Annotated in this window: 30 protein-coding genes and 1 tRNA gene; 16 read left to right on the top strand and 15 right to left on the bottom strand. The window is 62.4% G+C overall.

What is annotated here, in order from left to right:
* Positions 1 to 7 precede the first annotated feature (7 nt).
* From GGQ90_RS17720 to GGQ90_RS17705, 4 genes are read left to right on the top strand one after another with little or no spacing between them, the layout of a single operon-like run.
* The gene (locus GGQ90_RS17720) at positions 8 to 850 is read left to right on the top strand and encodes a hypothetical protein (RefSeq protein WP_188083307.1); all 843 of its coding nucleotides are present in this window, start codon (positions 8 to 10) and stop codon (positions 848 to 850) included.
* Positions 843 to 1,274, top strand: a complete 432-nt coding sequence (locus GGQ90_RS17715) for a hypothetical protein (RefSeq protein WP_188083306.1) — start codon at positions 843 to 845, stop codon at positions 1,272 to 1,274. Before GGQ90_RS17720 ends, GGQ90_RS17715 begins: the two co-directional genes overlap by 8 nt.
* Complete coding sequence (locus tag GGQ90_RS17710; protein ID WP_188083305.1) at positions 1,267 to 1,686, top strand: hypothetical protein; 420 nt, start codon at positions 1,267 to 1,269, stop codon at positions 1,684 to 1,686. Before GGQ90_RS17715 ends, GGQ90_RS17710 begins: the two co-directional genes overlap by 8 nt.
* Before the next feature lie 55 nt (positions 1,687 to 1,741).
* Positions 1,742 to 1,918, top strand: coding sequence for a hypothetical protein (locus GGQ90_RS17705; RefSeq protein ID WP_188083304.1), 177 nt, complete (start codon positions 1,742 to 1,744; stop codon positions 1,916 to 1,918).
* 548 nt (positions 1,919 to 2,466) lie between these two features.
* Here GGQ90_RS17705 and GGQ90_RS17700 read toward each other — a convergent pair.
* Positions 2,467 to 2,682 (bottom strand): hypothetical protein, encoded by a 216-nt coding sequence (locus GGQ90_RS17700; protein WP_188083303.1) that lies wholly within the window; start codon positions 2,680 to 2,682, stop codon positions 2,467 to 2,469.
* Here GGQ90_RS17700 and GGQ90_RS17695 point away from each other — a divergent pair.
* Genes GGQ90_RS17695 through GGQ90_RS17680 form a run of 4 tightly spaced genes read left to right on the top strand, consistent with a single transcriptional unit; the run spans position 2,681 to position 5,494 of the window.
* Entirely contained in the window at positions 2,681 to 2,941 is a 261-nt protein-coding gene (locus GGQ90_RS17695) for a hypothetical protein (RefSeq protein WP_188083302.1), read from the top strand. The two genes, GGQ90_RS17700 and GGQ90_RS17695, sit on opposite strands and share 2 nt — an antisense overlap.
* Positions 2,925 to 3,167, top strand: coding sequence for a hypothetical protein (locus tag GGQ90_RS17690; RefSeq protein WP_188083301.1), 243 nt, complete (start codon positions 2,925 to 2,927; stop codon positions 3,165 to 3,167). Before GGQ90_RS17695 ends, GGQ90_RS17690 begins: the two co-directional genes overlap by 17 nt.
* On the top strand, positions 3,160 to 3,573 hold the full coding sequence (locus GGQ90_RS17685) for an HK97-gp10 family putative phage morphogenesis protein (protein WP_188083300.1): 414 nt from the start codon (positions 3,160 to 3,162) through the stop codon (positions 3,571 to 3,573). The genes GGQ90_RS17690 and GGQ90_RS17685 overlap by 8 nt, the downstream gene beginning before the upstream one ends.
* A 1-nt stretch (position 3,574) precedes the next feature.
* A complete protein-coding gene (locus GGQ90_RS17680) occupies positions 3,575 to 5,494 on the top strand; it encodes a phage tail length tape measure family protein (protein WP_188083299.1) in 1,920 nt (639 codons plus the stop codon).
* A gap of 39 nt (positions 5,495 to 5,533) precedes the next feature.
* On the opposite strand, the gene GGQ90_RS17675 is transcribed toward GGQ90_RS17680, so the two are convergent.
* The 3 genes from GGQ90_RS17675 to GGQ90_RS17665 form a co-directional block, all read right to left on the bottom strand.
* Complete coding sequence (locus GGQ90_RS17675; RefSeq protein WP_188083298.1) at positions 5,534 to 6,139, bottom strand: hypothetical protein; 606 nt, start codon at positions 6,137 to 6,139, stop codon at positions 5,534 to 5,536.
* 104 nt (positions 6,140 to 6,243) lie between these two features.
* On the bottom strand, positions 6,244 to 7,116 hold the full coding sequence (locus GGQ90_RS17670) for a helix-turn-helix domain-containing protein (protein ID WP_188083297.1): 873 nt from the start codon (positions 7,114 to 7,116) through the stop codon (positions 6,244 to 6,246).
* A 330-nt stretch (positions 7,117 to 7,446) separates the two neighbouring features.
* Positions 7,447 to 8,418, bottom strand: a complete 972-nt coding sequence (locus tag GGQ90_RS17665) for a DUF3800 domain-containing protein (protein ID WP_223178317.1) — start codon at positions 8,416 to 8,418, stop codon at positions 7,447 to 7,449.
* A gap of 329 nt (positions 8,419 to 8,747) precedes the next feature.
* Here GGQ90_RS17665 and GGQ90_RS17660 point away from each other — a divergent pair, with 329 nt between their 5' ends.
* Genes GGQ90_RS17660 through GGQ90_RS17640 form a run of 5 tightly spaced genes read left to right on the top strand, consistent with a single transcriptional unit; the run spans position 8,748 to position 10,911 of the window.
* A complete protein-coding gene (locus GGQ90_RS17660; RefSeq protein ID WP_246428299.1) occupies positions 8,748 to 9,269 on the top strand; it encodes a hypothetical protein in 522 nt (173 codons plus the stop codon).
* Positions 9,266 to 9,853 (top strand): hypothetical protein, encoded by a 588-nt coding sequence (locus GGQ90_RS17655; protein WP_188083295.1) that lies wholly within the window; start codon positions 9,266 to 9,268, stop codon positions 9,851 to 9,853. Before GGQ90_RS17660 ends, GGQ90_RS17655 begins: the two co-directional genes overlap by 4 nt.
* A complete protein-coding gene (locus GGQ90_RS17650; RefSeq protein WP_188083294.1) occupies positions 9,850 to 10,173 on the top strand; it encodes a hypothetical protein in 324 nt (107 codons plus the stop codon). Before GGQ90_RS17655 ends, GGQ90_RS17650 begins: the two co-directional genes overlap by 4 nt.
* 1 nt (position 10,174) lies before the next feature.
* On the top strand, positions 10,175 to 10,612 hold the full coding sequence (locus tag GGQ90_RS17645; RefSeq protein WP_188083293.1) for a hypothetical protein: 438 nt from the start codon (positions 10,175 to 10,177) through the stop codon (positions 10,610 to 10,612).
* Positions 10,606 to 10,911 (top strand): hypothetical protein, encoded by a 306-nt coding sequence (locus tag GGQ90_RS17640; RefSeq protein ID WP_188083420.1) that lies wholly within the window; start codon positions 10,606 to 10,608, stop codon positions 10,909 to 10,911. The genes GGQ90_RS17645 and GGQ90_RS17640 overlap by 7 nt, the downstream gene beginning before the upstream one ends.
* A 72-nt stretch (positions 10,912 to 10,983) precedes the next feature.
* On the opposite strand, the gene GGQ90_RS17635 is transcribed toward GGQ90_RS17640, so the two are convergent.
* Positions 10,984 to 11,075 (bottom strand) — tRNA-Ser (locus GGQ90_RS17635).
* A gap of 231 nt (positions 11,076 to 11,306) precedes the next feature.
* Between GGQ90_RS17635 and GGQ90_RS17630 the strand changes: the two genes are divergently transcribed.
* Positions 11,307 to 12,110 carry a DUF1134 domain-containing protein gene (locus GGQ90_RS17630; RefSeq protein WP_188083292.1) on the top strand — a complete coding sequence of 268 codons (804 nt, stop codon included), beginning with the start codon at positions 11,307 to 11,309 and terminating at the stop codon, positions 12,108 to 12,110.
* Between the two features lie 4 nt (positions 12,111 to 12,114).
* On the opposite strand, the gene dinB is transcribed toward GGQ90_RS17630, so the two are convergent.
* Genes dinB through GGQ90_RS17615 form a run of 3 tightly spaced genes read right to left on the bottom strand, consistent with a single transcriptional unit; the run spans position 12,115 to position 14,318 of the window.
* Positions 12,115 to 13,200: a DNA polymerase IV gene (gene dinB, locus GGQ90_RS17625; RefSeq protein ID WP_188083291.1), complete on the bottom strand. Its 1,086-nt coding sequence runs from the start codon at positions 13,198 to 13,200 to the stop codon at positions 12,115 to 12,117.
* 48 nt (positions 13,201 to 13,248) lie between these two features.
* Positions 13,249 to 13,794 (bottom strand): YceD family protein, encoded by a 546-nt coding sequence (locus tag GGQ90_RS17620; RefSeq protein ID WP_188083290.1) that lies wholly within the window; start codon positions 13,792 to 13,794, stop codon positions 13,249 to 13,251.
* A complete protein-coding gene (locus tag GGQ90_RS17615; protein WP_188083289.1) occupies positions 13,791 to 14,318 on the bottom strand; it encodes a ubiquinol-cytochrome C chaperone family protein in 528 nt (175 codons plus the stop codon). The genes GGQ90_RS17620 and GGQ90_RS17615 overlap by 4 nt, the downstream gene beginning before the upstream one ends.
* Before the next feature lie 162 nt (positions 14,319 to 14,480).
* Here GGQ90_RS17615 and GGQ90_RS17610 point away from each other — a divergent pair, with 162 nt between their 5' ends.
* Positions 14,481 to 14,993: an outer membrane protein assembly factor BamE gene (locus GGQ90_RS17610; RefSeq protein WP_004209273.1), complete on the top strand. Its 513-nt coding sequence runs from the start codon at positions 14,481 to 14,483 to the stop codon at positions 14,991 to 14,993.
* 491 nt (positions 14,994 to 15,484) lie between these two features.
* On the top strand, positions 15,485 to 16,090 hold the full coding sequence (locus tag GGQ90_RS17605) for a TonB-dependent receptor domain-containing protein (RefSeq protein WP_188083405.1): 606 nt from the start codon (positions 15,485 to 15,487) through the stop codon (positions 16,088 to 16,090).
* Positions 16,091 to 16,124: 34 nt separating this feature from the next.
* Here GGQ90_RS17605 and GGQ90_RS17600 read toward each other — a convergent pair whose 3' ends face one another.
* From GGQ90_RS17600 to istB, 7 genes are all read right to left on the bottom strand, one after another.
* Entirely contained in the window at positions 16,125 to 16,427 is a 303-nt protein-coding gene (locus GGQ90_RS17600) for a hypothetical protein (protein ID WP_188083288.1), read from the bottom strand.
* Positions 16,428 to 16,483: 56 nt separating this feature from the next.
* A complete protein-coding gene (locus GGQ90_RS17595) occupies positions 16,484 to 18,517 on the bottom strand; it encodes a TonB-dependent receptor plug domain-containing protein (protein WP_246428298.1) in 2,034 nt (677 codons plus the stop codon).
* A gap of 17 nt (positions 18,518 to 18,534) precedes the next feature.
* Positions 18,535 to 20,151, bottom strand: a complete 1,617-nt coding sequence (gene ltrA, locus GGQ90_RS17590; RefSeq protein ID WP_188083287.1) for a group II intron reverse transcriptase/maturase — start codon at positions 20,149 to 20,151, stop codon at positions 18,535 to 18,537.
* 608 nt (positions 20,152 to 20,759) lie between these two features.
* Entirely contained in the window at positions 20,760 to 21,530 is a 771-nt protein-coding gene (locus tag GGQ90_RS17585) for a TonB family protein (RefSeq protein ID WP_188083286.1), read from the bottom strand.
* 2 nt (positions 21,531 to 21,532) lie between these two features.
* Positions 21,533 to 21,826, bottom strand: coding sequence for a hypothetical protein (locus GGQ90_RS17580; RefSeq protein ID WP_188083285.1), 294 nt, complete (start codon positions 21,824 to 21,826; stop codon positions 21,533 to 21,535).
* On the bottom strand, positions 21,823 to 22,056 hold the full coding sequence (locus GGQ90_RS17575; protein WP_246428297.1) for a DUF3325 domain-containing protein: 234 nt from the start codon (positions 22,054 to 22,056) through the stop codon (positions 21,823 to 21,825). Before GGQ90_RS17575 ends, GGQ90_RS17580 begins: the two co-directional genes overlap by 4 nt.
* Before the next feature lie 171 nt (positions 22,057 to 22,227).
* Positions 22,228 to 22,813: IS21-like element helper ATPase IstB (gene istB, locus GGQ90_RS17570; protein WP_188083284.1), on the bottom strand; the 586-nt coding region annotated here is incomplete at its 5' end.

Raw genomic sequence — 22,813 nt, 5'->3', positions numbered from 1 at the left:
GATAATCATGAAGCCGCTTGAAGAACGCTTCCATTCCATGATGAAGCCCCGCGCGACGGCAACCGACATCCAGGCTGTCATTGCCGAGATCGATGCGGAAGTTGCGCGCCTTAGCGATGCCGCCGGTCTGGCTCACGCCAAGTCGCTGGACGGAGCTATCTCGGACGCCGATGCCGACCAAGCCCGCAAGGATGAGCAGGGCCTGCGATTTGCCATCGAGCGCTGGATTTCACGGAAAGAGACGCTGGCTGGCCGCTTTGCGGAGAGGACACAGAGCGATGCGGCCCAGGCGCTCCGTAAGCAGTATGAGGATACCGTTACGGAGACTGTAGTTCTGGCGGCTGATCTCAAGGAACGTATTCCGGAAATCTTTGCTGAGTTGACCAGCCTGTTGGAACGAGTGCTGAGTAACAACGCTTGTGTCTATCAGGTCAACCAGAGCAAGCCTGGCGGCGCAGCTAGCATCACCCCCGCGGAGCAGCAAGCCAGGGGCTTCATCGGCACTGGACAGTGGCCGAACCTCAATCACGTTTCGCGCCTGACTGATATTCGCATCCCACGGTTTGACGGCGATGGCTTCCTCTGGCCTCAGCCCGAGGCGAAGCGCCCCATGCAATTCTTCGATGTCTTTGGCGAGGCTGAGCGCGCGAAGCAGGCCACGAAAGCGAAATATGTGGTGCAGCGCACTGACAATCGTCAGGGCACGGTGAGCTTGTTCCATGCCGATGGCGTTTTTCAATTGGGGTATCAGGCTCACCGCTGCTGGTTGCTTCCGCAACAGGTTGAGGCCTGCCGGGCAGCAAAGATGACCGTCACGCCCGTCGACGCACGGGAGGCTGCCGATGCCTAAGCTGACCTACCTCGCTGCCCAGCCCTTCGCCGGCGGCACCTACCGCATGGAGCTGGGACCGGATCAGATCATGGAGATCGAGACGGGCATGTCGCGCTCCTTCGATCACATGGTGACGATGCAGCGCTATTTCGGCGTGAAGCCCATGCCCATCTTCGAACTGTTCTCGCACATCATGTCGGGCCGGGTCGAGCAGGGCGAGGGATCGATCGGCAACCCCTTCCGTTCCGGCGCATCGATGGCGCTCATCTCCAATGTCGTGCGCCTGGCGCTGATCGGCGGCGGTGAGTGCAGCCCAGCCGATGCCCGGCAACTGGTGGCCGACAATGCCCCGCCCCATTGCCCGCTGCAGGAGCTTTGGAACATCGCGGCGGCTGTCATGTACGCCACGCTTGTCGGCATCGATGAGTCTGGCAATGGCTGAGGGGGGCCGAAACAGCAAAGGCCAGTTCGCCAAGGGAAATCGGGGCAAGGCCAAGGGTACCCGCCATAAGGCGACCGTGGCCTGCGAAGCTCTGCTGGATGGTCAGGTTGAGAAGCTGACCAAGAAGGCGGTGGATATGGCGCTGGCCGGCGATGTGCAGGCCATGCGGATCTGCATGGATCGCATCGCGCCGCCCCGGAAAGATCGCCATGTCATTTTCGATATGCCCCAGATCGAGGGTGCCCATGACCATCCCGCCGCGCTGGCATCGATCATGACGGCGGTTGCCGGTGGCGCCCTGACGCCGGCAGAAGGGCAGGCGCTGGCCGCCATGCTGGCCGAACACCGCAAAGCGATCGAGACGGCCGACATCGAATCGCGATTGGCAGCGCTGGAGGCCAGTCATGGGTAATGAGCTTTTGCGCCGACTGCGCGCTCTGGAGCGCGGTGCACGACAGGATGGACGCATGACCGAGGCGGAGTTTGCCGCCGGGGTCGCCCGCTATCGTGTTGCTTTGGGTGAGGAGCATCCGGTGGCGGGCATTCCATCAGCAGAGGATTTCGAAACTATGCTGCGCCGGATGCCGGCCTGGATGTCGCGGGTATTTGCGCAGAGCGTTGAACCGATGGACATGCTGGCATGACAAATCTGCGGAGGCGCCTTGATCGGCTTGAAAGGACGGCATCCCCCGTCCGCAAGGTCTTTGGTTCGCTCGATGACTTCTATGCGGCCATCATGGACAGCGCAGGCCCCGATCCGCTGGCTCCGTTCTATCCTCCCGCCCAAACTGCGACAGGTCGCTTGATGCCTTGTTCAGGGGATATTCTGCCATGAGCGCGTTGCACCGCCGCCTAGCGGCTTTGGAACGGGCGCCGTGCCGTGCGGCGATGTTGCCGTGCGCCTGTCCCTGGCCATTGAGCCACTCCGATGAGCATTTTGTGCTGGGCCTGTGGGTCAAGCGAGAGGCGGACGAAGCCCTCAGCGATGAAGAAATCGTAGAGGAGGATCGGCTGATCTCTCTTCACTGCAAATGCCCCCGTCCGCCCGGCCCAAAGTCAGCCGAGGACTTGCTTGGCGATGCCAGGCGGTTGGGAATGGTGGCATGAGCAATCACCGCCGTCGCCTCGAGAAGCTCGAGCGAGCTGCTGGACCGGCCGAAATATTTCCCTCGCTCTCCGACATGCCGTGGGATCAGATTGTCGCGCGGCTGCCGCTCGAGCGGATGTACCCCAACAATCCCGAATGCTGGAGGTATCCACGATGAACCAGCGCCAGCGCCTCGCCAGGCTCGAGCGCCAGCAACAGCCAGTCGCACAATTCCAGCATGTCCGGTGTGGCGGTTGGGCCATTATCGCCCGCGCTGGCAAAGCGATCGTGGCGCTCCCTGATAACGGGAGGGACTGTCATGCGTGACCTGACCCGACGCCTCGCAGCGCTGGAAAAGATTGTTCCGCCTGATGCGAACCCGCTCAATCCGAAATTCCTTTCCGATATCAGCGACGACGATTTGGAGTTTGTGGCCTCGATCCGCGCGGGTGATCCAGATTGGCCCAAGCCCGGCGCTCGTCACGGTCCCGTCTATATTCTTCACGAGCAGACTACGGATGCTGAGCGCCTCCGCCTCCGCGACATTCTTCGAAGGATGCACCATGGCCCTGACGCATGAACTGCAGCGCATCGCCGCCAGCTACCCGCCCGAGGCGCGCTGCGTGCCCCGCGCTGAGAGGGAAGCCTACCTGACCGAAACCCAGCAGCTCGCGTGGCTGCTCAGGTTCCATCCGAAGGAGGCGGCGGAGGTACTGTCCGCCGCCCCGGCCCCCGCGCCGACGCATATCCGCGCTGATCGTGTCCGCCCGCGCGCGCATCCCCACCGGGATACCCATCATGCCTAACGTGAAAGGCGCCGATGCCGTGCTGCGCAAGTTCAAGCGGATGGCCTCGCCTGAGATGAAGGAGGCGGTGCGCGGCGCGCTCTATGTGGGTGGGGGGCTGCTGCAGGAAGAGGCAAAGCGCTCAATCATGGAGGGCAGCGTGTCGGGCAAGAACCACGTGCCCAGCAAGCCCGGTGAGCCGCCCAACAATGACCTCCACGAGCTTCACAACAGCATCATCGTTCGCCAGGCGAAGGACGATCCGACGATCGTGGAAGTGAGCGCGACCGCAGCGCACGCGGTCCCCCTCGAATTTGGCACGGGCGTCATGGCGGAGCGCCCCTTCATGCGCCCCGCTGCGCGCGCCACCAAGGATAAGGTTGCGCGGCTCGTGACAGCCGCCGTCACCCGCGAAACGGAGAAATAGCATGCCCGTTGCCGATGAAGTCGTCGTCCGCCTCCGCGCCGACAGTTTTGATTTCGAGTCCCGCATGCGATCGGCGGCTTCGACCACCGTCCGCGCGACCGATGCGATGGAAAAGGGCACCGAGCGGGCTGCCTATGCCGGGCGCCAGATGGGACGCCAGTTCGCCGACGTTGGCGCACAGTTGTCGGGCGGCCAGTCCATGTTCACGATCCTGGCGCAACAGGGACCGCAGCTTGCCGACGCCATGGCGGATCTGGGCGGCAAGGCCGGTGCCGTCGCATCCTTCTTCGCGGGACCATGGGGCGCCGCCCTGCTCGCCGCGGCATCGGTCGCCGGCACGCTGACCGCCGCCGTGTTGGCTGAGGATGACGCAACCGAGAAACACACCAAGGGCGCCAAGTCCCTCACCGACGCCATCAACGATATGACCGAAGCGTCGAAGGGTGCCATCCAGACATCGCAGCAGGCGGAGCAGCAGCATTATAACGAAGCGGCCGCGCTGGCTGCCAAGGCCGAGGCGGCGCGCGTCGCCACGATCCGGCTCATCCAGGCGGCCAAGGTGCGCCTCGAAACGGCCGATCGCCAGGCCAACGAGCAGGGCGATCCCGAAGGCGGTGTCAATTTCGGTGTCACGGCCGGCGCCACGCAGGAGCGCGAGCTGACGCGCCTCAATGCCCTGCTGAAAGAGCAGAACACCGAACTGCAGGCGCAATATGCCAATGTCCGCCGCTCAGCGATCCCCCGGCTGCAGCGCGAGGCTTCGGAAGCCACCGATAAGGCCGCCGCCGCGACCGGGCGCTATGACCGTGCGCTGGGCAAGCTCAACGATCGGCTCGAGGCCGGCAAGATCACGCCAAGCGCCTATCGCACCGAACTGGAGAAGCTGAACCGCACCCGCGATGCCGAGGTTGCCGCGGCGGGCAAGAGCGAGCGCGCCACCAAGGCCGATGCATCCGCCAAGCGCGACGCGGCGAAGGCTGCCAAGGAGGCCGCCCGCGCCCAGCAGGAGCTTCAGCAGACGCTGGAGCGCATCGTGGGCAAGTTCGATCCGGTGCGATCCATCGCGATCGAGACGGGCAAGGCGCTCAAGGATATCGACATGCTGGAGATGAAGGGCGTGCTGTCCTCCGTCGACGCCCTCACCTACCGGCTCGCCCTTGCCCGCGACCAGGCCCGTGCCGTTGCGGATGCGGCATGGAAGAGCCAGGAACAGCGCTGGATCGATGTCGGCTTCAATGCCGGTGACTTCGACGGCTCCAATGTCCGCAAGGAGATCGATCGAGATCTGGACCTGCGCCAGGATGCCAACGACAAGATCGCCGAGGACTTCAAGCGGAAGCAGGAGGACCAGTTGCATGCGCTGGCCGGGCTCTATGAAGACCTATTCCGCGGTGGCACCGATGCGATCTGGAGCGACTTCAAGGCCATGGGCTTCCGCATCATCGCGGAGACGCTGGCGAAGTTCACGCTGGGGCAGATCAACGGCACTGGTGGCAGCTTCAATGTCGGCAAGGCGCTGCAGTCGGTGGGATCGGCACTGGGCATTTCCGGCGCACGCGCGGCCGGCGGCCCGGTCATGGGCGGGAAGACCTATCTGGTCGGCGAACGCGGCCCTGAGCTGTTCCGTGCGCCGTCGTCGGGCATGATCGTCCCGAATGATCGCCTCGCAGCGACGCCGCTCACCGCCGGCATGGAAAGCCTCGTCATGCCCAACAAGCTACTGCGCGGTGCGGCGGGCGGAACCACTGTGAACCAGTATTTCACGCTCGACGCGCGGCACGGCATCACCACGCCGGAGCTGTTGCAGGGGGTGAATCGCACCATCAAGGCCGAGGGAACCCGTGCCGGCGCCGCTGCCTATGCTCAGAGCCAGCAATCGGCGCCGGGAACGATCAGCAAATATGCCCAGCTGAAGGGGTGACGGCGCGCTCTGTTCGAGGCGCCGTCATTGATACGCTGCTTAGCGCGGATTGATCTCCAGCGACTTGTCGACCATCGGCCGCGGTGCAGGCGTGGCCGCCGCGCGTGGCTGAGATGGAGTCGATACCGGCTCGGCCGCAGCGACCGGAGCGACGGCTGCAGGAACGGCAGGTGCAGCGCGTGCCACGAAAATCGGGATCGGCTCAGCGGTAAAGGCGTTGGCCATCTGGCCCGGCAGCATTTGCGCCGATCGACCGCTTACGAGAATCGAGCCCAGCAGCGCCGCCGCCGTGTTGCCCTTCCCTTCCTGGCGATGAACGCCGCGCAGAGCATAGTCGCGACCGCGCACATTCACGCTATCGAACTTCACTTCGAACTTGCCCGACTTGCCGCCGATCGCCTTGCCCGTTTTCCACGAAATGGTGCCGGCGACCTGCGAGCCGCGCGGGATCGCAACGGCGCCATTTTCCACGATGTCATTGACCACCGAGAACGAAACGCGTGTGCCGACCTCGACCTTCTTGGACGTGATCTCCTCGTTCGGCGTCACCGTGATCAGCGTGCTGGCTGGCAGGGCGCCGTCGCCCTGAGCATAAGCGCCCGTCGATGCGGCCAATGCAGCCGCGCAAATCATTACCCGAATCATGATACCCCCAGTTTTTCCCCCAGCGCGCGTTATGCGCCGCGCCGTTATGGACGATATCATTTGTGCAATCGTTAAGCTGTGATGGCTGTCACAAGCTCAAACGCTCAGTCGTCGGACCCTATGAACCTATGGTAGGCTTCGGAGGGGATGCTGATGAAGCGGAGGGCATCGAAATTCACGAAATAGGCTTCGTGGTAATTGGTGGGGTCCTCGATCTGGAGGAAAGCCGATGTCGGGATGGCGCTGCTCGTCATGTCGAGCAGAAAGAGCGGTGAGACCTCTTCGGCATTGGTGCACGACGCATACAGTTCTCGACCGTCCCGAAAGATCAGGCATGCGTGGGTAGCCTGCTGGATTGCTGCGGCTTGCCCGCCGAGAATGTCGAAATGGGTCGCCATCGCTTCTGACAGAGCTTGGCCGAAAACTTTGATCGGCTCTTCATCGTACATGCTCTCAGTGACCAGAAGGCGATAAATCTCGGGGTGGGCGTAATATGGCGCTTGGCGGTCGTCGTCGCTCAACAGGGCAATCTCACTGACGCAGGACATGCGCGCGATCGCGATGCGATCATCCAGGCCCCAGAAGTACAGCCATGGCTCTTTGCCGGGCCTATTCTGGGAATCTATGAATGAACGTCGGCGGAGCTGATCTAGAACCGATTCCCTAGCCTTTTGGCTGATCGGGAACTCATTCTCCTGGTCATCCGTGAAGGTGAGGCGAAGCGTTCCGTACAGCTCCTCCTCTTCGTTGATCGCAAAGGGGTGGCGGCCCCATTCCTCTACCGGCGTCTCTTCGCCGAGGATGGAGCTGACGCTGACGCCATAGCTGACCGCCATTTCTCGCAGCGTGTCAGGGGGGATATCTTCCCAGCGCCGTTCCCATTTCTGGACTTGTGTCTTGGAGACGTTCAGTCGCACCGCGAGGTCTTCGACGGTGAGATGGAGACGCTGGCGGAGAGCTTCTAGAGGTGTCGGCACCAGCGCAGGCTATCCGGCCTGGCTGGCGCGCGCAATAACGGCATCCCGTGGTTTCGGTGGTGGGGAGTTAGCCCATCGCCATCAGGATGTGCCAGTTTTACTCGGGTTCGCATTCGTCAGCGGCGGACGGATGCTCTGCCGACCACTCCTCTTTTACCCACGATTCTCTATTGAGGAGAACAAACGGTTAACGAATCAGCGCGCTCGCTTGACAAAAGATATTTTTTGAGTCCGGCAAGCTTTAAAGCCTTGAATCTGGAATCATCCTGAGCATATATGATTCCCAAGTGGACTGGGGGATCCCGGTCGGCGTTATAGCCTCGGTGAGCTTCACCGGGGCTTTTCGCTTTCTGGGCCCGGGAAGACTTTTAAACCCCAGCCGTCAAAGCCTTGACCGACCTTATCCCGACCCCCGCTGCAAAAAAATTTGAGCTTGAGGACGTCAAACGCTCGGTTCGGCTGTCCAGGTCGCAAGATGCTCATACCTATCGGTCGCGCTACCAAGTCTGCCAATTGCAGGCCTGATGAATTGGCCTTTTTATCTGCAAAAACAACATCAAATGGCAGCGGGATATCCATCCGATTCTCGCCAGCGCAAATGCGCCTAAATTCGAGCTCGAGATCCTTATCTTCTTTTTTCCCCCTGCACTCTACGACGACATGAGTGCGCTTCTCATGCTGACCCTTTTCGACCATGAACTCATAGAGAGTTTCCAAGCAAAATCCGAGAGCTACATGGTAGGGATTTTGCTCATTTTTCGATCTCGCGCTCAATCTATGCTTATCTATAACGCAAGAAACTAGTACAAAATTGCTCCTATCAATTATGTCCGTAAGATCGGAAATGAAATCTTCTTTTTCCTTTGCACTTACAAACTTAAATTGATTTTTCTCTTTCCTGATTTCGTTTTCATGGAGGATGATCAGGTCATGTCCGAAATTGCGAAATTTAAATTTCTCTAGCGCCGTTACTACTTTTTCTGCGTAATGTTTCTTGTAGAAGATACAGAAAGCGAGAACGAATAACGGGTAGTTGGGATCTACATTTTGCATTCCGTGATCGCCGCTCTCATCGACATAGACCACATAATTGCTGAACTTACTCTCCGACGAGGGCGCGCGATCTGGGCGTTGCGCTGGCTCTGTCTCCGAATCTAGGCGATCATCGAAGAACGAGTATTGTTTTTCTTGATGGTCTCCATCGGAAGGGGGCGTCATGAAGCTTTTGCCGTCATCCCGAGCCGCATGAGCTTGCGCACTGCCTCCGGCCGGGTTGGCTTCTCTTCCTGGCCGGCGATCCATGAATCGAGCGCGGCCAAATCCGCCTCATTAAGGCGGACGGTGATAGGTTTGCCCACTCCGGTTGCAGGGCGCCCAATCTTTTTGGTGTCAGAAATGTTTGACATGCAAATTTATTGATGTCAGAAAGTGCAAGCTGACGCAAGGCTCCTACACCTCGCGCCAGCTCTGACCGCAACCCCTGTTCGAGAGGGATTGAAGCTATGAACGACCTAGCATTGTCTAGGCGCGCCGTCACGCGCGCGCTTTTCCTACTCCCTGCCGCCGCTCTGCCTGCTGCCGCCGTCGCGGCGCCGGCTTTTCTGTGCAGCCCAGCATCCACTAGTCCTGAGATGGCGGCCGCAATTACTGCCTTCCGCGCCGCCCAGGCGGCAAGCGACCGCCATGGCAAGGTGATTGAGGATCCGGCATGGGAAGCTTTGCGCCAATCCCGTGACGCAATCCCTCATCGCACCACCGCGAGCGGCTTCGAATATCGCGGGACGGTCAGGCATATGTCGACGGATCGCGCCTCTGACGTGGGCGCCGCCCAGGCGGCGCGGCGGGCTGCGACGGGCGATCTTATGTCCGAGGACTATGCGCGGACCTGCGCTGAGCTTCGCGGCCTGATCGAATGGCGCGAAGCGGAAGAGGTCCGCGCGCGACACCGGCTCAACATCAATTCGATAGCCGCAGAGAGCAATCGCCTCAGTGATGCCAGCGGCGATGCCCTCTATGATGTCGAGAACTTCCCTGTGGCGACGATCGCTGATCTGATCGCCAAGGTTGAGCTGATCGAAGAGACGGATGGACAGGTCGACATCGAAGTTCTGCTGCGTGACCTGCGCCGACTGGCAGGGGAGGCAGCGGCATGACCGACCGACGCGCATTCCTCGCGGGCCTGACACTAGCCCCGGCCGCCATCGTCATCCCAGCGATGGCCGCCACCCCCGCAACCCAAGATCCTGCATGGCTGGCGCTGCTGGCGAAAGAGCGCAGCGCCGCCGTTGTGTTCGACCAGATGGTCGACCTGCGCGAAGATGCTGATAGCCGCTTCTTCGACGCCAAGGCCGCTTTCATGGCGAAGTGGCACGCCGAGATGGACGAAAAGAACGGCAAGGTCTGGAAGTTCATCCAGGCGCGCCCGTCCCATGAAGATGAAAACGAGCGCATTGAGGCCGGCATCCGTGACCACAACGCCTTCGCTGCCGGCATGCGGGCGCAACTCGCCGAGATCGATGGAACGCTGCGCCAAGAGGCGGGCTTGCCTGACGCCGAAGAGAAGTGGGAGGCTGCTTGCGACGCCCACACTGCATCGGTGAAAGCGATTGTGGCCTATCCTTCTCGCGAGGCCGACATCATCGCCCACAAGCTGCGGCTGATCCTCGACCGCTACGGCGACGATAATGGCGACATCGCGCCGCTGCTTTCCTCTATCACCGGGGAGGCTCGCGCATGATCCTCTATCGCCAGAATTATGCCGCGCTGACCTTCGTGCCGAAGCCGCGGAAGCGTAAGCCGATCCTGAGCATCCGCCCGCGCCGCGTTCGTGGTCGGCGGAAGCCTGATGCGCCAACCGGCACGACGCGACCGGCCTTCGACCTTCTCGGCCGGATCGATGAGATCCGCGATCGGCATGGGCTCAGTGACAGCGCGATCGGCCGCCAAGCGGTCAATGATCCGAATCTGGTTTACGCATTGCGCGACGGCCGGCGGATCAGGGAGCGGACGCGAGCGAGGATCGTGGCTTGCCTCGACCAGATCGAGGGAGGGCGCTGATATGGCGAGTAGAGCCCCAAAGCCCCTGCCCTATCGCCCGCGCCACCGGCGGACGTGGCTGCGGCGTCACTATCGACGGCACGCGCAACCGGTTCCGACCGTTGCCGCCATGCTGACGGTCTTTCCCGTCCTTTGCCGCGCCGAACTGGAGAGGATCGCGCATCGGGCGATCGGCCAAATGGACGAGATCGACGGCGATCCCGATCTGGAATGGAGCGGCGAGGAGTTCGACACCGGCAATAGTGAGGACGAGCAGTTGACCGGATACGCTCTTGTTCCAGACGGTCCCGGTTGCCTGATCAGCGACGCCGGCGGCGGCAATGTCGAGGATGAGGGGCAGATCAACGAGATCGAGCCCTACACCGGGCCGATAGCAGGGCCAGGGTCGCGCGACATTGCAAATGAGCGCTGTATGCATCCGGGCAGCCGGCCATGCTGATCCGGCGCCGCAATGCCGAGGACCAGCAGCTTCCGCTTATCGAGCCCGATGCAATCCCCCTTTCTGGGGATAGCCCAAAAGGCGGCCGGCAGGCGCAGGACGCAAGCTACCTCTCCCCGATCCTTCTGGAGATCGAAAGGAGGCTCAGAGCGACGGGAATGTCCGCCAGCCGATTCGGGCGTCTCTCGGTGAATGATCCGCGCCTGGTGCATGATCTGAGGCGCGGTCGCGACCCGTCCTCGCGCATCGTTGCCCGAGTGCGCGCATTCATGGCCAAGGAGACCAGCGAAAAACGCTAGTGGGCGGAACGGTGGGGAAGAAATCGGGGCGGCAGAAAAAATGCCACCTTTTCAACGTTGTAGAAGGAAAGGTGGCGGAGACGGAGGGATTCGAACCCTCGGTAGCCCCTTAAGGCTACGACGGTTTAGCAAACCGCTGGTTTCAGCCACTCACCCACGTCTCCGCACGAATTTGCCTACCGGAAACCGGGAGGCAGTGGCTAGGCGACGGGCTATAGCGACGGCTTTGACGCATGGCAACGGTCCAATTGCGCGATTTTTCACACCGATTTGCACAATCGGATTCAATCTGGCTTAGAATCGACTCCGGTGGGCGTTCGTTCATTGTCGTTTCAGCTTGGCGACGGATAATCTGACGGATGTTTTCAAGAGCGGGCTTCGGGGAGTATCGGGCAATGATCGGCAGCATGGGGCGCACGGGCGCCCGCTTCGCACGGGTGGGTGCCCTTATGGCGGCACTCGGCGGACTCCTGCTGGCGCCGGTCGCCAGCGCGCAGATTCGCACGGTCGACCCCAACACGGCGATCGATTCCGATCTAGCGCCGCCGCCCGTTCAAGGCGGTACTCCGACCGATCCAGGCGTCGACCCCAGTCTGGCGCCGCCGGCCACCTCGAATGATTCTAACACCTATAATGCAGCGCCCGCTACCGGTGCTGCGACCGCGACTGGCGCGCCGGTCACGACCCATTCGCCGCCGGCCGCGATGGCGCCGGGCGAATCCTATCAGGAAGATGATCTGATCGGCGCAGCCGAGGGTGTGTTTGGCAAGGGGGCCGAAGGCCTGGCCGGCATCATCGAGAAGATCCTTAAAGACCAGGGCCAGCCCAATGCCTATATTTCCGGGCGAGAGGCGTCGGGCGCCTTTGTGGTCGGCCTGCGCTATGGTTCGGGCACGCTCAATCACAAGATCGAGGGCAAGCGCGAAGTCTACTGGACCGGCCCGTCGATCGGCTTCGATGTCGGGGGTAATGCGTCCAACACCTTCGTCCTTGTCTATAATCTCTATGACAGCCAGGATCTCTATCACCGCTTCCCCGCGGCCGAAGGCACCGCCTATCTGGTGGGGGGCTTCACCGCCAGCTATCTGCGCTGGGGCAGTGTGGTGCTGATCCCGATCCGTCTTGGCGTTGGTTATCGTCTTGGCGTCAATGCTGGTTACATGAAGTTCAGCGAAAAGCGGACCTGGCTACCCTTCTGACGGATCAGAGCAGGGCGAGCTGCGGATTATCCGGCTCGCCCTCTTCCCCATCCAGATTATGGACGCCCAGGCCCAGCAGCCTGGCGCCCATGCGCAGCGGCAATTGCGCTTTCAGCAGCGCGCGGCCGGTGTCCACCAACTGCTCGACCGATCGGACCGGTGCGGCAAAGCTGCGCGACCGGGTGATGATGCGAAAGTCGCCAAACTTCACCTTCAGCACTACGGTCCGGCCATAGGCCTGCGCCTTCTCGATCCGGGTCCACAGAGACTCTCCGATCCGCTCGATCTCGCGCAGTAGCGCCTCTTCGGTAACCAGATCTTGGAAAAACGTGTCCTCGACGCTGACTGATTTGCGTTCCTGCCGCTCATGCACCGGGCGGTCATCCTCACCTCGCGCCGCGCGATAATAAAAGAGCGCGCTGCTGCCGAAATGCATCTGGAGGAAAGGCAGGTCGCGGTCTCGCAGGTCGGCGCCGGTCTCGATTCCCAGCTTGTGCATTCGTTCGGCGGTGACGGGGCCGATGCCGTGAATCCGGCGCACCGGCATACGGGCCATGAATTCCGCGCCTTCGGCCGGCCGCACCACGCATAGTCCGTCGGGCTTGTTCTGGTCGGACGCCAGCTTGGCGATCAGCTTGTTGTACGAGACACCGGCGGACGCAGTGAGGCCTGTCTCCTCATGGATCAGTCGCCGGATTTCCTGCGCGACCTGCGTCGCAGATGCGATCCGCGGCTTGTTGCGGGTCACGTCCAGATAGGCCTCGTCCAGCGAGAGCGGCTGGATCATGTCGGTGAAGCGCGCGAAGATCGCGCGAATCTGGGCGGAAACGGCGCGATAGACCTCGAACCTCGGCTTCACGAACAAGAGGTCGGGGCATAATCGTCGCGCTCTTGTGCCCGGCATCGCCGATCGCACGCCGAATTTCCGCGCCTCATAGCTGCAGGTGGCGACCACGCCACGCGGGCCGCCGCCACCGACGGCGATTGCCTTGCCACGCAGGCTCGGGTCGTCGCGCTGTTCGACCGACGCATAAAATGCGTCCATGTCGACATGGATGATCTTGCGCATCGCAGGCGGCGGGGCGTCCATGGCGAGGCTTATGACACCATGGGAACGAAAGGGAAACAGCCAGGTGTGTCAGTCCTTCGTTTTGCCTTTCTCGTTCTGGGCCAGTCCCAGCAGGGCGGCAAAGGGACTGGCCTGTTCTTCGGTCATGACCCCTGCTTCGCGCAGATAGGTTTCGGCCTCCGGCGCGCGCGGATAGGGCTCCATCGCCAGCGCTACCGTCTCGGCCACCGCCTCGCCCATGTCGATGACATTGCCGTCATAGCCGATCGTGTCGCAATCCTCCGCGTCCAATTCCAGCTCCTCGCCCTCGGGCAGGTCGCCGCTCTCGGGCACGAAGCGCAGCAGGAAATCGGTGTCGATCGTTTCGGGCACCGGCAGGCCGGTGGCGACGCAGGGCTGGGTCAGAGCGGCGCGCACCCGGCCACGCGCCAGGATCGTGCTGCCCTCCGCGCTAAGCCGATAGTCCGCCTCCAGCCGGTCGAGCGCCAGCAGCGCAAAACGGCGCATCAGCGCGGCGCGCTCTCCTTCGTCGGCGCTGATAGTCACCAGGCTGTCACCCAGCTTGCCCAGCTGGTCGGCGCGCACGGGGCGCGAAAATTCGATCATGTCGCTCATCCAAGGTCTCCAGCCAGCAAGGCGTCGCGGGTCAGGCATGCCAGGCGTGTCCAGCGTGCGCGCAGCGCGCCTTCGACATGGCAGAACGCTTCTGCGGACGGGGCGTCACCGCGATACAGGTTTCGGCGCAGCGCATCCTCCAGATCGCCCTCTCCCGTCAAGGCCGCGCGATAGGCCGCCAGTCGCCCGCCCAGTGCGCTCATCATCCGGCCGATATGCTTGCCCACGACCACGTCACCAATCCCTTCCTGGCGCAGTTGCCCGTCCATGTCGTCGACGAACAATTCGGTCAGCCACACGCTTTCCTGTGTCGCGCCAAGTGATTCCAGCCGGATCAGCACCTGGGCCAGCACGGCGACGATCATGTCGAACCGGCCATCCAGCGTATCGGGCACACCGCCCTGCAGATACCAGTGTGGCTGCCGTCCTTCGGCCACCACCGCATGATAAAGCGGCATCAGTCCGGCCTTCGGATCTTCGCGGCCCAAGAGGCGCTGGAGGAAGGAGGGACGGGATTGGGACATGGGTTGCCGTCTTTTCGTGATGGAATGTGGGCCAGCGGGCTTCGCGGGCGCGTGCGCCCCTTGCCGGGGCCTGCGCATTTCCATATTGATCGCTGGGCCGCCCGATGCAATGGCGGCTTTCTGTTTCTTGGGTTCGCGGGCCTGTCCCCGCAGGAGAAGACCATGCGCAAGTTTAGCCGTCAGTCCCGCCGCGGGCGTTTCCTGCTGGCTCTGGGCCTTGGCGCGATCGTGATCAGCGCATCGGGCTGTACCCGTATCCGCACGCATCAGGGCTATCAGGTGGACAAGCTGCTGGTGGATTCCGTTCAGCCGGGCATCGACAATCGCGCTTCGGTCGAAGGTACGCTGGGCCGTCCGAGCTTCGTCGCGCAATTTGGCGAGCAGGATTGGTATTATGTGTCGCGCGACATGCGCTCGCTCGCCTTCTCCAATCCCAAGCCGGTGTCGCAGACCGTGCTGCATGTTCGGTTCGATCCGGCTGGCAACGTTGTTGCGGTCGATCGCATGGGCCTGGAGCAGGTCGCGCACATCTCGCCGACCGGCGACAAGACCCCGACGCTGGGCCGTCATCGCAGCCTGTTCGATGAGATTTTCGGCAATATCGGCGCGGTGGGGGCCATGGGTGCCGGTTCGGCCGGTGGCGCCGGTCCGGGCGGCGGCCCGAACGGCAGCTGAGGCTGGCCGATCCCGGAAGGTTTAAGCGCCGGCCTGTCCACAATGGACAGGCCGGTGTTTTTGCTTTGGCAGCTATGGTGAGTCATCGGATCACAAATGGAGTGATCTGCACCTTATGATAGCTCGTTCGTTTTCGGAGGTTTCTCGCTTGGGTTCCATAAGCGATCATTGTCATGCGGTCACCGACAGCAGTTGGGGATAATTTAATTCCGAATATGGAGTGGTGCTCGGAAGCGGGCACAAAGATGCATTAAAGCGGTGCGCAAAGCCGTGCGGCCATAGGGCAACGATAGATCGGTTGCAGGATGAGACATGCTCAATTTTTTGGCGCCGCTAACCCTCAGGCGCTAGTGTGATAGCGCGTTGGTCGCAATGAAGGGCGAGCTTTGGGTTCCGAACGGGTCGGCTTGGACATCTATGGTGCGCACCGTCGCGCTTTGATCGACTATGCCGATACCTATTGCCGGCGACCGTTTTGAAGCTGAGGATGCCTGGCTCCATCTGAGCCAGGCGCTTGGCCGTGCCGCCTTGCGCGACCCTGTCCCCTATCTCCATCGCATCGTCCGCAATCTGGCGATCGATGCCCGGCGCAAGGCTGGGCGGCGATCGACGGCACCTGTTCGCGCGCGGCAGGCAAGGTGCGCAGCCAGGGTGTTGAGATCGACATCAACGGCAGCCCGCTCAAGGGTTGGGATGTCAGCTTGGGCTATACCTACAACCAGCAGAAATATCTGAGCGATTCCGACCCCGCGAATGTCGGTCAACGTTTTCTGCCAGCCCAGAGTCCCGAACATATGTTCAAGCTCTGGACCCAATATGATTTCGGTAAGAGCGGCACTGAAGGCTGGGTATCGGGCCTGACCGTGGGCGGCGGCCTGCAGGCACAGAGCAACATATATACCGACTTCGTCCGGCAGGGGGCTTATGCCATTACCAGCGTCAAGCTTGGCTATGCCTTCTCCGAAAAATGGGATGCGTCGCTGGTGGTCAGCAATCTGTTCGACCGCACCTATCGGCGCATTCCTGGCTATAAGATATTCTACAATATCTACGGCGAGTCGCGCAGTTTCCGTCTGGCCTTGCGCGGTAAGCTCTGATTGGAACGACCCGGGCAGACATGCTCTGCCCGGGTCAGATTTTGGTGGCGTTTCGGCCGCTATAGAGGGTGAGCGGTGACAGGCGCAGATTGTGGCGGATCAATATTTCCGCACATCGCGTGATATCTTTCTTCAACCGTTCGTCGATTGGCAGCATCGCGGTAGTCGCGATGCGTTGGGCATTCGCTAGGCAGGCCAGTAGGACCAATTCATCGTCGCTCGTATAACGCGTCGCAGGCGGCTGGATTCGCATCCCACATTCGATGGCGCGATCGCGCAGGCGCGCAAAGCCGTCCATGCCGGCATCGGCCGCCACATGCTCCTCGCCGCGCAGCATTGCGAGCACCCGGCGCTCGGTCCTTGTGCGACGGTGGAAGGGTAGGGTGGAGCGGTTCATAGCGCGCGGGCCAGGGTCAACGAGACGACAGCCCCTTCCCACTGGTTGCGCTGCTCCTGCCCGCTGTAGCTGCCCGCCCGGCTGGGGCTATAGAAGCGGCGGAGCCGATGATAATCTTGGCCGTTGAGCGCGCTCACCCGCAGCGTCATCTTGAACCCGGCCAGGGCGGTGGTCTCGACATAGGCGTCGAACGCGGCGTCGTCGCGCCAGGTCAGCCGCTCGCCGGTGTAGAAGACGTCACCCTGTTCGGCGGCGGTATAGCTGATTCCCCAGGACGAGCGCAGCTTCGGTATGTCATGGCGAAACTCGGCCGTCAGGCTGCGTGGCGCGATATCGTCCATCTTCCTGTCTTCTCCGGTTACAGGATCGCGCATGCGTGATCCCCTCAGCGTGCCGTCGAGCGTCAGCCGCGCGCCGCGCAGGGCCGCGTCGAGTGGCAGGGTCGCCTGGGCGGTGACACCCCATTGCCGGGCATTGCCGATCGTGCCCAGCGCCTCGTCGCCCGTGGGGAGGAGGAGATAGCCGAGCATCCCCTGGTGCCATTGATGATAGGCCTCGACCGCCAGCGCGCCGCCCTTGCCCCAGCGATGGTCGGCACGGGCAAGGGCGCGGGTGACGCGGGCCGGGCGCAGTTGGGCATTGCCGCCAAGCGGCCGGCCATCGGCCTGATTTACCGATGCGGCGAAGTCGCCGAAGTCGAGTTGATCGACGGTGCGGCGTATGCCCAGTCGCAACTGGCTGGTGTCGCGCGGCGACCAGACCAGAGCGGCGGACGGCTTCCAATAGGACAGGCTTTGTTCGTTCGCGGCATCGCCGGTCACGCGGATGCGCGACAGTTCGAACGCCATGCCGCTTTCCAGCGTCCAGCGCTTGCCGAGGCGCAGCGTGACATTGGCAAAGGCTTCGCCACGCAGTTCGGATACCCGACTATTGGCGTTGGCGAGGGCGATCGGCGTCAGGCCGCTGCCATTGTCCTCCGCATAGTCGAGCGCACTGTTCAGCCGGTTATAGGCGATTTCCATCCCCAATTCGGGGCGTAATAGATGGTCGCCACCCCGTGTCAGCGTCGTGCGGCCAACCAGTTCCATCGGCTTCTGCGTCAGTGCCGAAACGCCGCGATAGCCTGGCTCGACATAATCCTCGTCGGTGGTCAGGCGTTCGACCCGGCCGAGTCCGATCAGCTTGGCCGACCAGTCCTTGCCAAGGGCGCGTGTCCAGTCGAGCCCCAGTTCGCCGCTACGCCCCTTTTCCACATAGGCGATGATACGCTCGGTCATCGCGCCGCCAATGGCTGGCATGATCGCTATCGACCGGTCGGATTCGTAGCCGTCCCGGTTGAGCCGCAGATTGAGCGTCAGCGTACCGCCGGCCAGCGCGCCCGATGTCGATGCCGCAAGCCCGATCTCCGGCGCCTTGCCGATGATGCGCTCATGCCGTGTTTCGATCGGCATGCCATTGCCGTCGCTGATATGGTAGATGCCGTCGGTCGGATAGCGGACCTGTTCGACCGACAGTTCGACATTGGTCTGCCAGCCGGCAATCTTGCGGGCATGGCTGATCTGGGCCGAAGGCGCGATGCGGCCGTCGCGGGTATGGCTGAGCTTTAGCGAGGCATTGCCCGATCCACCGCCGTCGGCGCGCAGGATGACATTGGCGACCAATGTCTGCCCTTGCGCCTCGGCTGCGTCGGTCCCGCGCAGCAGCACGATCCGCTCGACGCGTGCGGCACCGATCCGGCGTAGCACTTCGGTAATGCCGCCGGCCTTCACCGTCGGCCGCTGGCCATCGATCAGCACATTGCCGGCCGCGCCGCCAAAACCGCGCAGGCTGTTGCCCTCGCTCAGCAGGAAGCCGGGTGTGCGTTCCAGCATGTCGAGCGCGGTCTGCGGCTGGAAGGGGGCGTAGAAATCGGCCGGATAAACCGGATCAGGGCCGGTCGGCACGATGGGTGGATGAGCTGGCTGGCTATTATCCTGCGCCCCTTCCTGTTCGTTCGCCATCACGCCCGCCGTCATGGCAAGGCCTGCCATCAGCGCATGAAACAACATCACTCGGGTAGGAGCAGCCCGTTGCCGGGCCGCTCCCCCCTAAGAACCGGACGTGCGAGTTTCCCCGCATCCGGCTCAAGCCTCTCAAAGCCATGTGAGACCATAGCCGCCAGTTCCTTTCTTCGGATTGAGTTGTTGGCCTGCGCAGGCCGATCCTGCCGATCCATGGGCAGTGTCCGCCTTTCGGCGAAGTAGCTGTCCCATGCCGGATCGAACGGATTGGATTCGGCCCGCACCTTGCAGTGACGCCGGATGGGAACGTCGCTGGCTTTCACCAGTCGCACGAACGTGCTGCTCCCTGCGTCATCCCGCGCTTCCGCGCGGAACACCCAGTCCCGTGCGCCTTCACGGGCGAAGTACCGTGCCTTCACCCAGCGACGAGGTTTGTTCGAGTGCCTGCGGCAGGCCCAGCGCCAGAGTAACCGCCAGATGGCGTGATCGACCTTTTGGAAGGTGTCCTTCGCCACCTGATTGCGATGATAGTTCGCCCATCCCCGGATGACCGGATTAAGGTGTCCTATCAGGTTTTCCTGCGTCCTGCCGATGGCGTCCCTGATGATCGCCCGGACCTTGCGCATGAACGCCAGCACGTTTTTGCGTGCAGGCCTGATGAGAAGCTTCCCATCATATTTACGCACGTTCCAGCCGAGGAAGTCGAAGCCTTCCTCGATATGCACGATCTTGGTCTTTTCCTCGGACAGGGTGAGGCCCCGATCCTTCAGAAAGCCCTCGATCATCGCCTTCGCCTCCACCAACTGGTCTTGCGACCGGGCGGTGATGACGAAGTCGTCGGCATAGCGGATCAGATGGACCAGACTACGCTGACGGTCGGGACGCCGGGGACCGTATCGGACCTTCAGCATCCTTTCCATTCCGTCCAGGGTCATGTTCGCGAGCGTCGGCGAGATGATGCCGCCCTGCGGTGTTCCCGCTACCGTCACGAACAATTCGCCATCTTGCATGAAGCCGGATTCCAGCCACTTCCGAAGCACCGCCTTGTCCATCGGGACGTTGGCGATGAGCCAGTCATGGCTGATGTTGTCGAAGCATCCGGATATGTCCGCGTCGAGCACCCATTGGGCCGCGCCCGACAGGCGCAGCGCCTTGTAGCACTGCTCCGCCGCGTCGCGACTTCCTCGCTTCGGCCGGAAGCCGTAGGAGTTGGGGTCCGCCGTGGTCTCCGCGATGGGGAGTAGAGCCAACAGGTGAAGTGCCTGCATGGCCCGATCCTTCATCGTCGGGATCCCCAACGGACGCAGCTTTCCGTTCGCCTTCGGGATATACACCCGTCTCAGCGGCTGCGGGCGGTAGCCCCGCCGCACAAGCGACAACATACCTCTGACACGTTTGCCCGGCCTGTCCCAGATGATCCGGTCCACGCCGGGCGTTCTCTTTCCCTGATTTTCGGTAACGCGCTTCACAGCAAGGGCCTTGCCGCTGAGCGAGTGGGTCAGCAGCCAGCCCAAGGCTCTCGCCTTGCCCCGGCGGCCTTCCCGCACTGACTTCGCAATACGCACTTGCAGCCGTCGCACGGTTTGATGCACATGGACCCAATCGATCTTGGACCATTGGATTTCTCCGCCGGAGGCCGCACCAGCCATTCGCATGGCCGTCATTTGCCTGTCCTCCTGTGATGGTTCTGCAAATTCTCTCGCGACGAGAGACCAGTCGGAAGTCTGCTCCCTTTCGGGCGGGATGATGTTGGCAAGCCGCAACCCCTATCCGCATCATTACAACACAGCATTCGCTTTCTCCGACCTCGTTTACCCGCACCCCCAACAGTATTCCTTGCGGTCAACCTGCCCGTTTCCGGGCGGAGATACGGGCTTACCCGGTTTCACCTAAGTAACGGGATGGGTTAGACCCTGCCTTGTCGCCGGCGGTCACCATGTCCGTGTGCTCCCAATGCGAAGAGGAACAACCGACCGCGCACCTTTTGGTCCAAGCCTGTCAGCATCTTTGGCTTGTCATTCTTAACGACGATTACGCAGCAGTTCACTTACGTTGGTCATACCATCCAGCCTTGCGCCCTATCCGCATCGATGCTCGCAGATAATCTCGCCACCTCACGGCTTTGACATGGCCCGAAGGCCCAGCTACTTTGTCCCGGCAGCTTCACACCGGACCGTTACCAGTCCCGCATGTGCCGGTAGGCTACTGATGACGGAACATCAGGTTCGTCTCATGAGGAATATCCTCCTTTTCGAACAATTACTTAGGCGACTCACGGTCGCACTCGCAGGAAAAACTCGACCGGCACGACCAACTCGATGCTGCCGCCCTTCACATCCTCGGGCGGCTTGGGCAGCGGCTGCGCGCGCTTGGGCAAAGCCAGGGCCTCCTGATCGAGCGATCGCACGCCGGACGACCGCTCGATCCGTGCCGACAACAGCTTGCCGTCCCGGTCCATGACAAAGCGGATATAGGGAACGCCCTGCTGCCGCGCGAAATGGGCATCCCGGGGATAACGCTTCACCTTGTTAAGTGCGCCCAGCACCAGGCCTTCCCAGGTGGGCTTGCCGGTCGACATCTGTGGTGCCGGCGGCGCTGGCTTGCTTTCCGGCGCGGTGGTCTCCTTGATCGGCGGGCCGGGATCGGGAACAGGTTTGGCCGCCGCGATCGGCAGCATATTGGCGCTCGGCACGATGATCTTGGGCGGTTCCAGCATCGCTTGCTGGGGCGTGGGCTGCGACTTTTCCTTCTGCACCTGTTCGAGACCGGGCGGCACTTCGCGCACCGGCTCTGGTGGCGCGGCAGGCGGAGCCACGGCAAAGACGCTCAGCGTCGGCGTCGATGTTGGCGCGACATAGCTGTGCCAGGTGACAAGGCTCACGGCCAGTACAGCCAGTCCGATCACTCCGACGCCGCCCATACCCGCCAGGCGCGTGCGCAGCGGCATGGTCTGATCGCTGTAGCGGCTATAGGTCCAGACCGGTTCGATGCGTGAAAGCGCGCGATCGGTCAGGGACGCACGAGGGAGGGGGAGCGAGGCCATATCTACTCCGAAAGCGCAAGCAGCAGAGCGGGCGGCAGGGCGAGAAGGATCATGAGGATCCAGGCCCGCGCCGGATGGCGCGCGTGAAAGGCGGTCATCGCAATCACCGCAAACAGGGCGAAGCTGGCAAGGGTGACGCCGGTGACCGCCTCGACCGCATCCGTGCCGAGGCGCACGAGCAGGCGGGACAGGGCTGCGGTGACGAGCGCGGTCAGGCCATAGGCACCCAGCGTGCAGGCCGTGACTCGCCCGGCATTGGCCCATCGGGCGCGGGCGGCGGTGCCGAATCCGATCATGGCCGCACCCGAGCAAGGATACGCTCGCGATTGCAGTTGAGCGTCACGATCGCAACGGCGCCCGCGCTTAGCCAGCCGAACCAGGCGACGCTGCCATAGCCCCAGCCAAGGCCAAGGCCTGCGATCAGAAAGGCTATGCTCAGCAGCGCAAAGCCTGCGTGGCGCAACTGGCGCGATTGCGCGTCGGGCAGCTTGCGGCGCAGCCAGTCCTGTTGGTGTCGGGCTGTCAATCGGCGTGCAAACGGGACCCCTTATCGGCGCGCAAAAGGGACCCCCTGTCAGGATGGCGGAACGTTGATGTGACGGGCTTCCTTGCGCTGCGCGCGGCGTAGGGAGGGCGTAGCCCGACCGGAGGCGCGCGCAGCGCAAAACATCTTCTAATTGATCGCTGCTGGGGCGGATCAGCTGCGGTTTTTGAAGCGCCAGCTGTCATTGCCGGTCTCGACAATGTCGCAATGATGGGTGACGCGATCGAGGAGCGCGGTTGTCATCTTGGGATCGCCGAACACGGTGGGCCACTCGCCAAAGGCGAGGTTGGTGGTGATGATGACACTGGTCTGCTCATAGAGTTTGCTGATCAGGTGGAACAGCAACTGGCCGCCCGATCGAGCGAACGGCAGATACCCCAGTTCATCGAGCACGATGAGATCGAGGCGGGATAGTTGGGCGGCGAGAGCGCCACTCTTGCCGATCCTGGCCTCCTCTTCGAGGCGGGTCACCAGATCGACCGTGTTGAAGTAGCGGCCTCGGGCGCCGGAGCGCACTACATTGGCGGTGATGGCGATGGCCAGATGGGTCTTTCCTGTGCCTGTGCCGCCGACCAGGACGATATTGCGCCGTGCGGGCAGGAACGCGCCGCTGTGCAATGAACGCACAAGCCCCTCGTTGATCGGGGTACCCTCGAACCGGAAGGCATCGATGTCCTTTACGACTGGCAGCTTGGCAGCGGCCATCCGGTATCGGATCGACGCGGCATGACGATGCGTC

Source organism: Sphingobium scionense, assembly GCF_014197035.1.
In the GTDB taxonomy this organism is placed as follows: Bacteria; Pseudomonadota; Alphaproteobacteria; order Sphingomonadales; family Sphingomonadaceae; genus Sphingobium; species Sphingobium scionense.
This window is presented reverse-complemented; position numbering and strand designations above follow the sequence as displayed.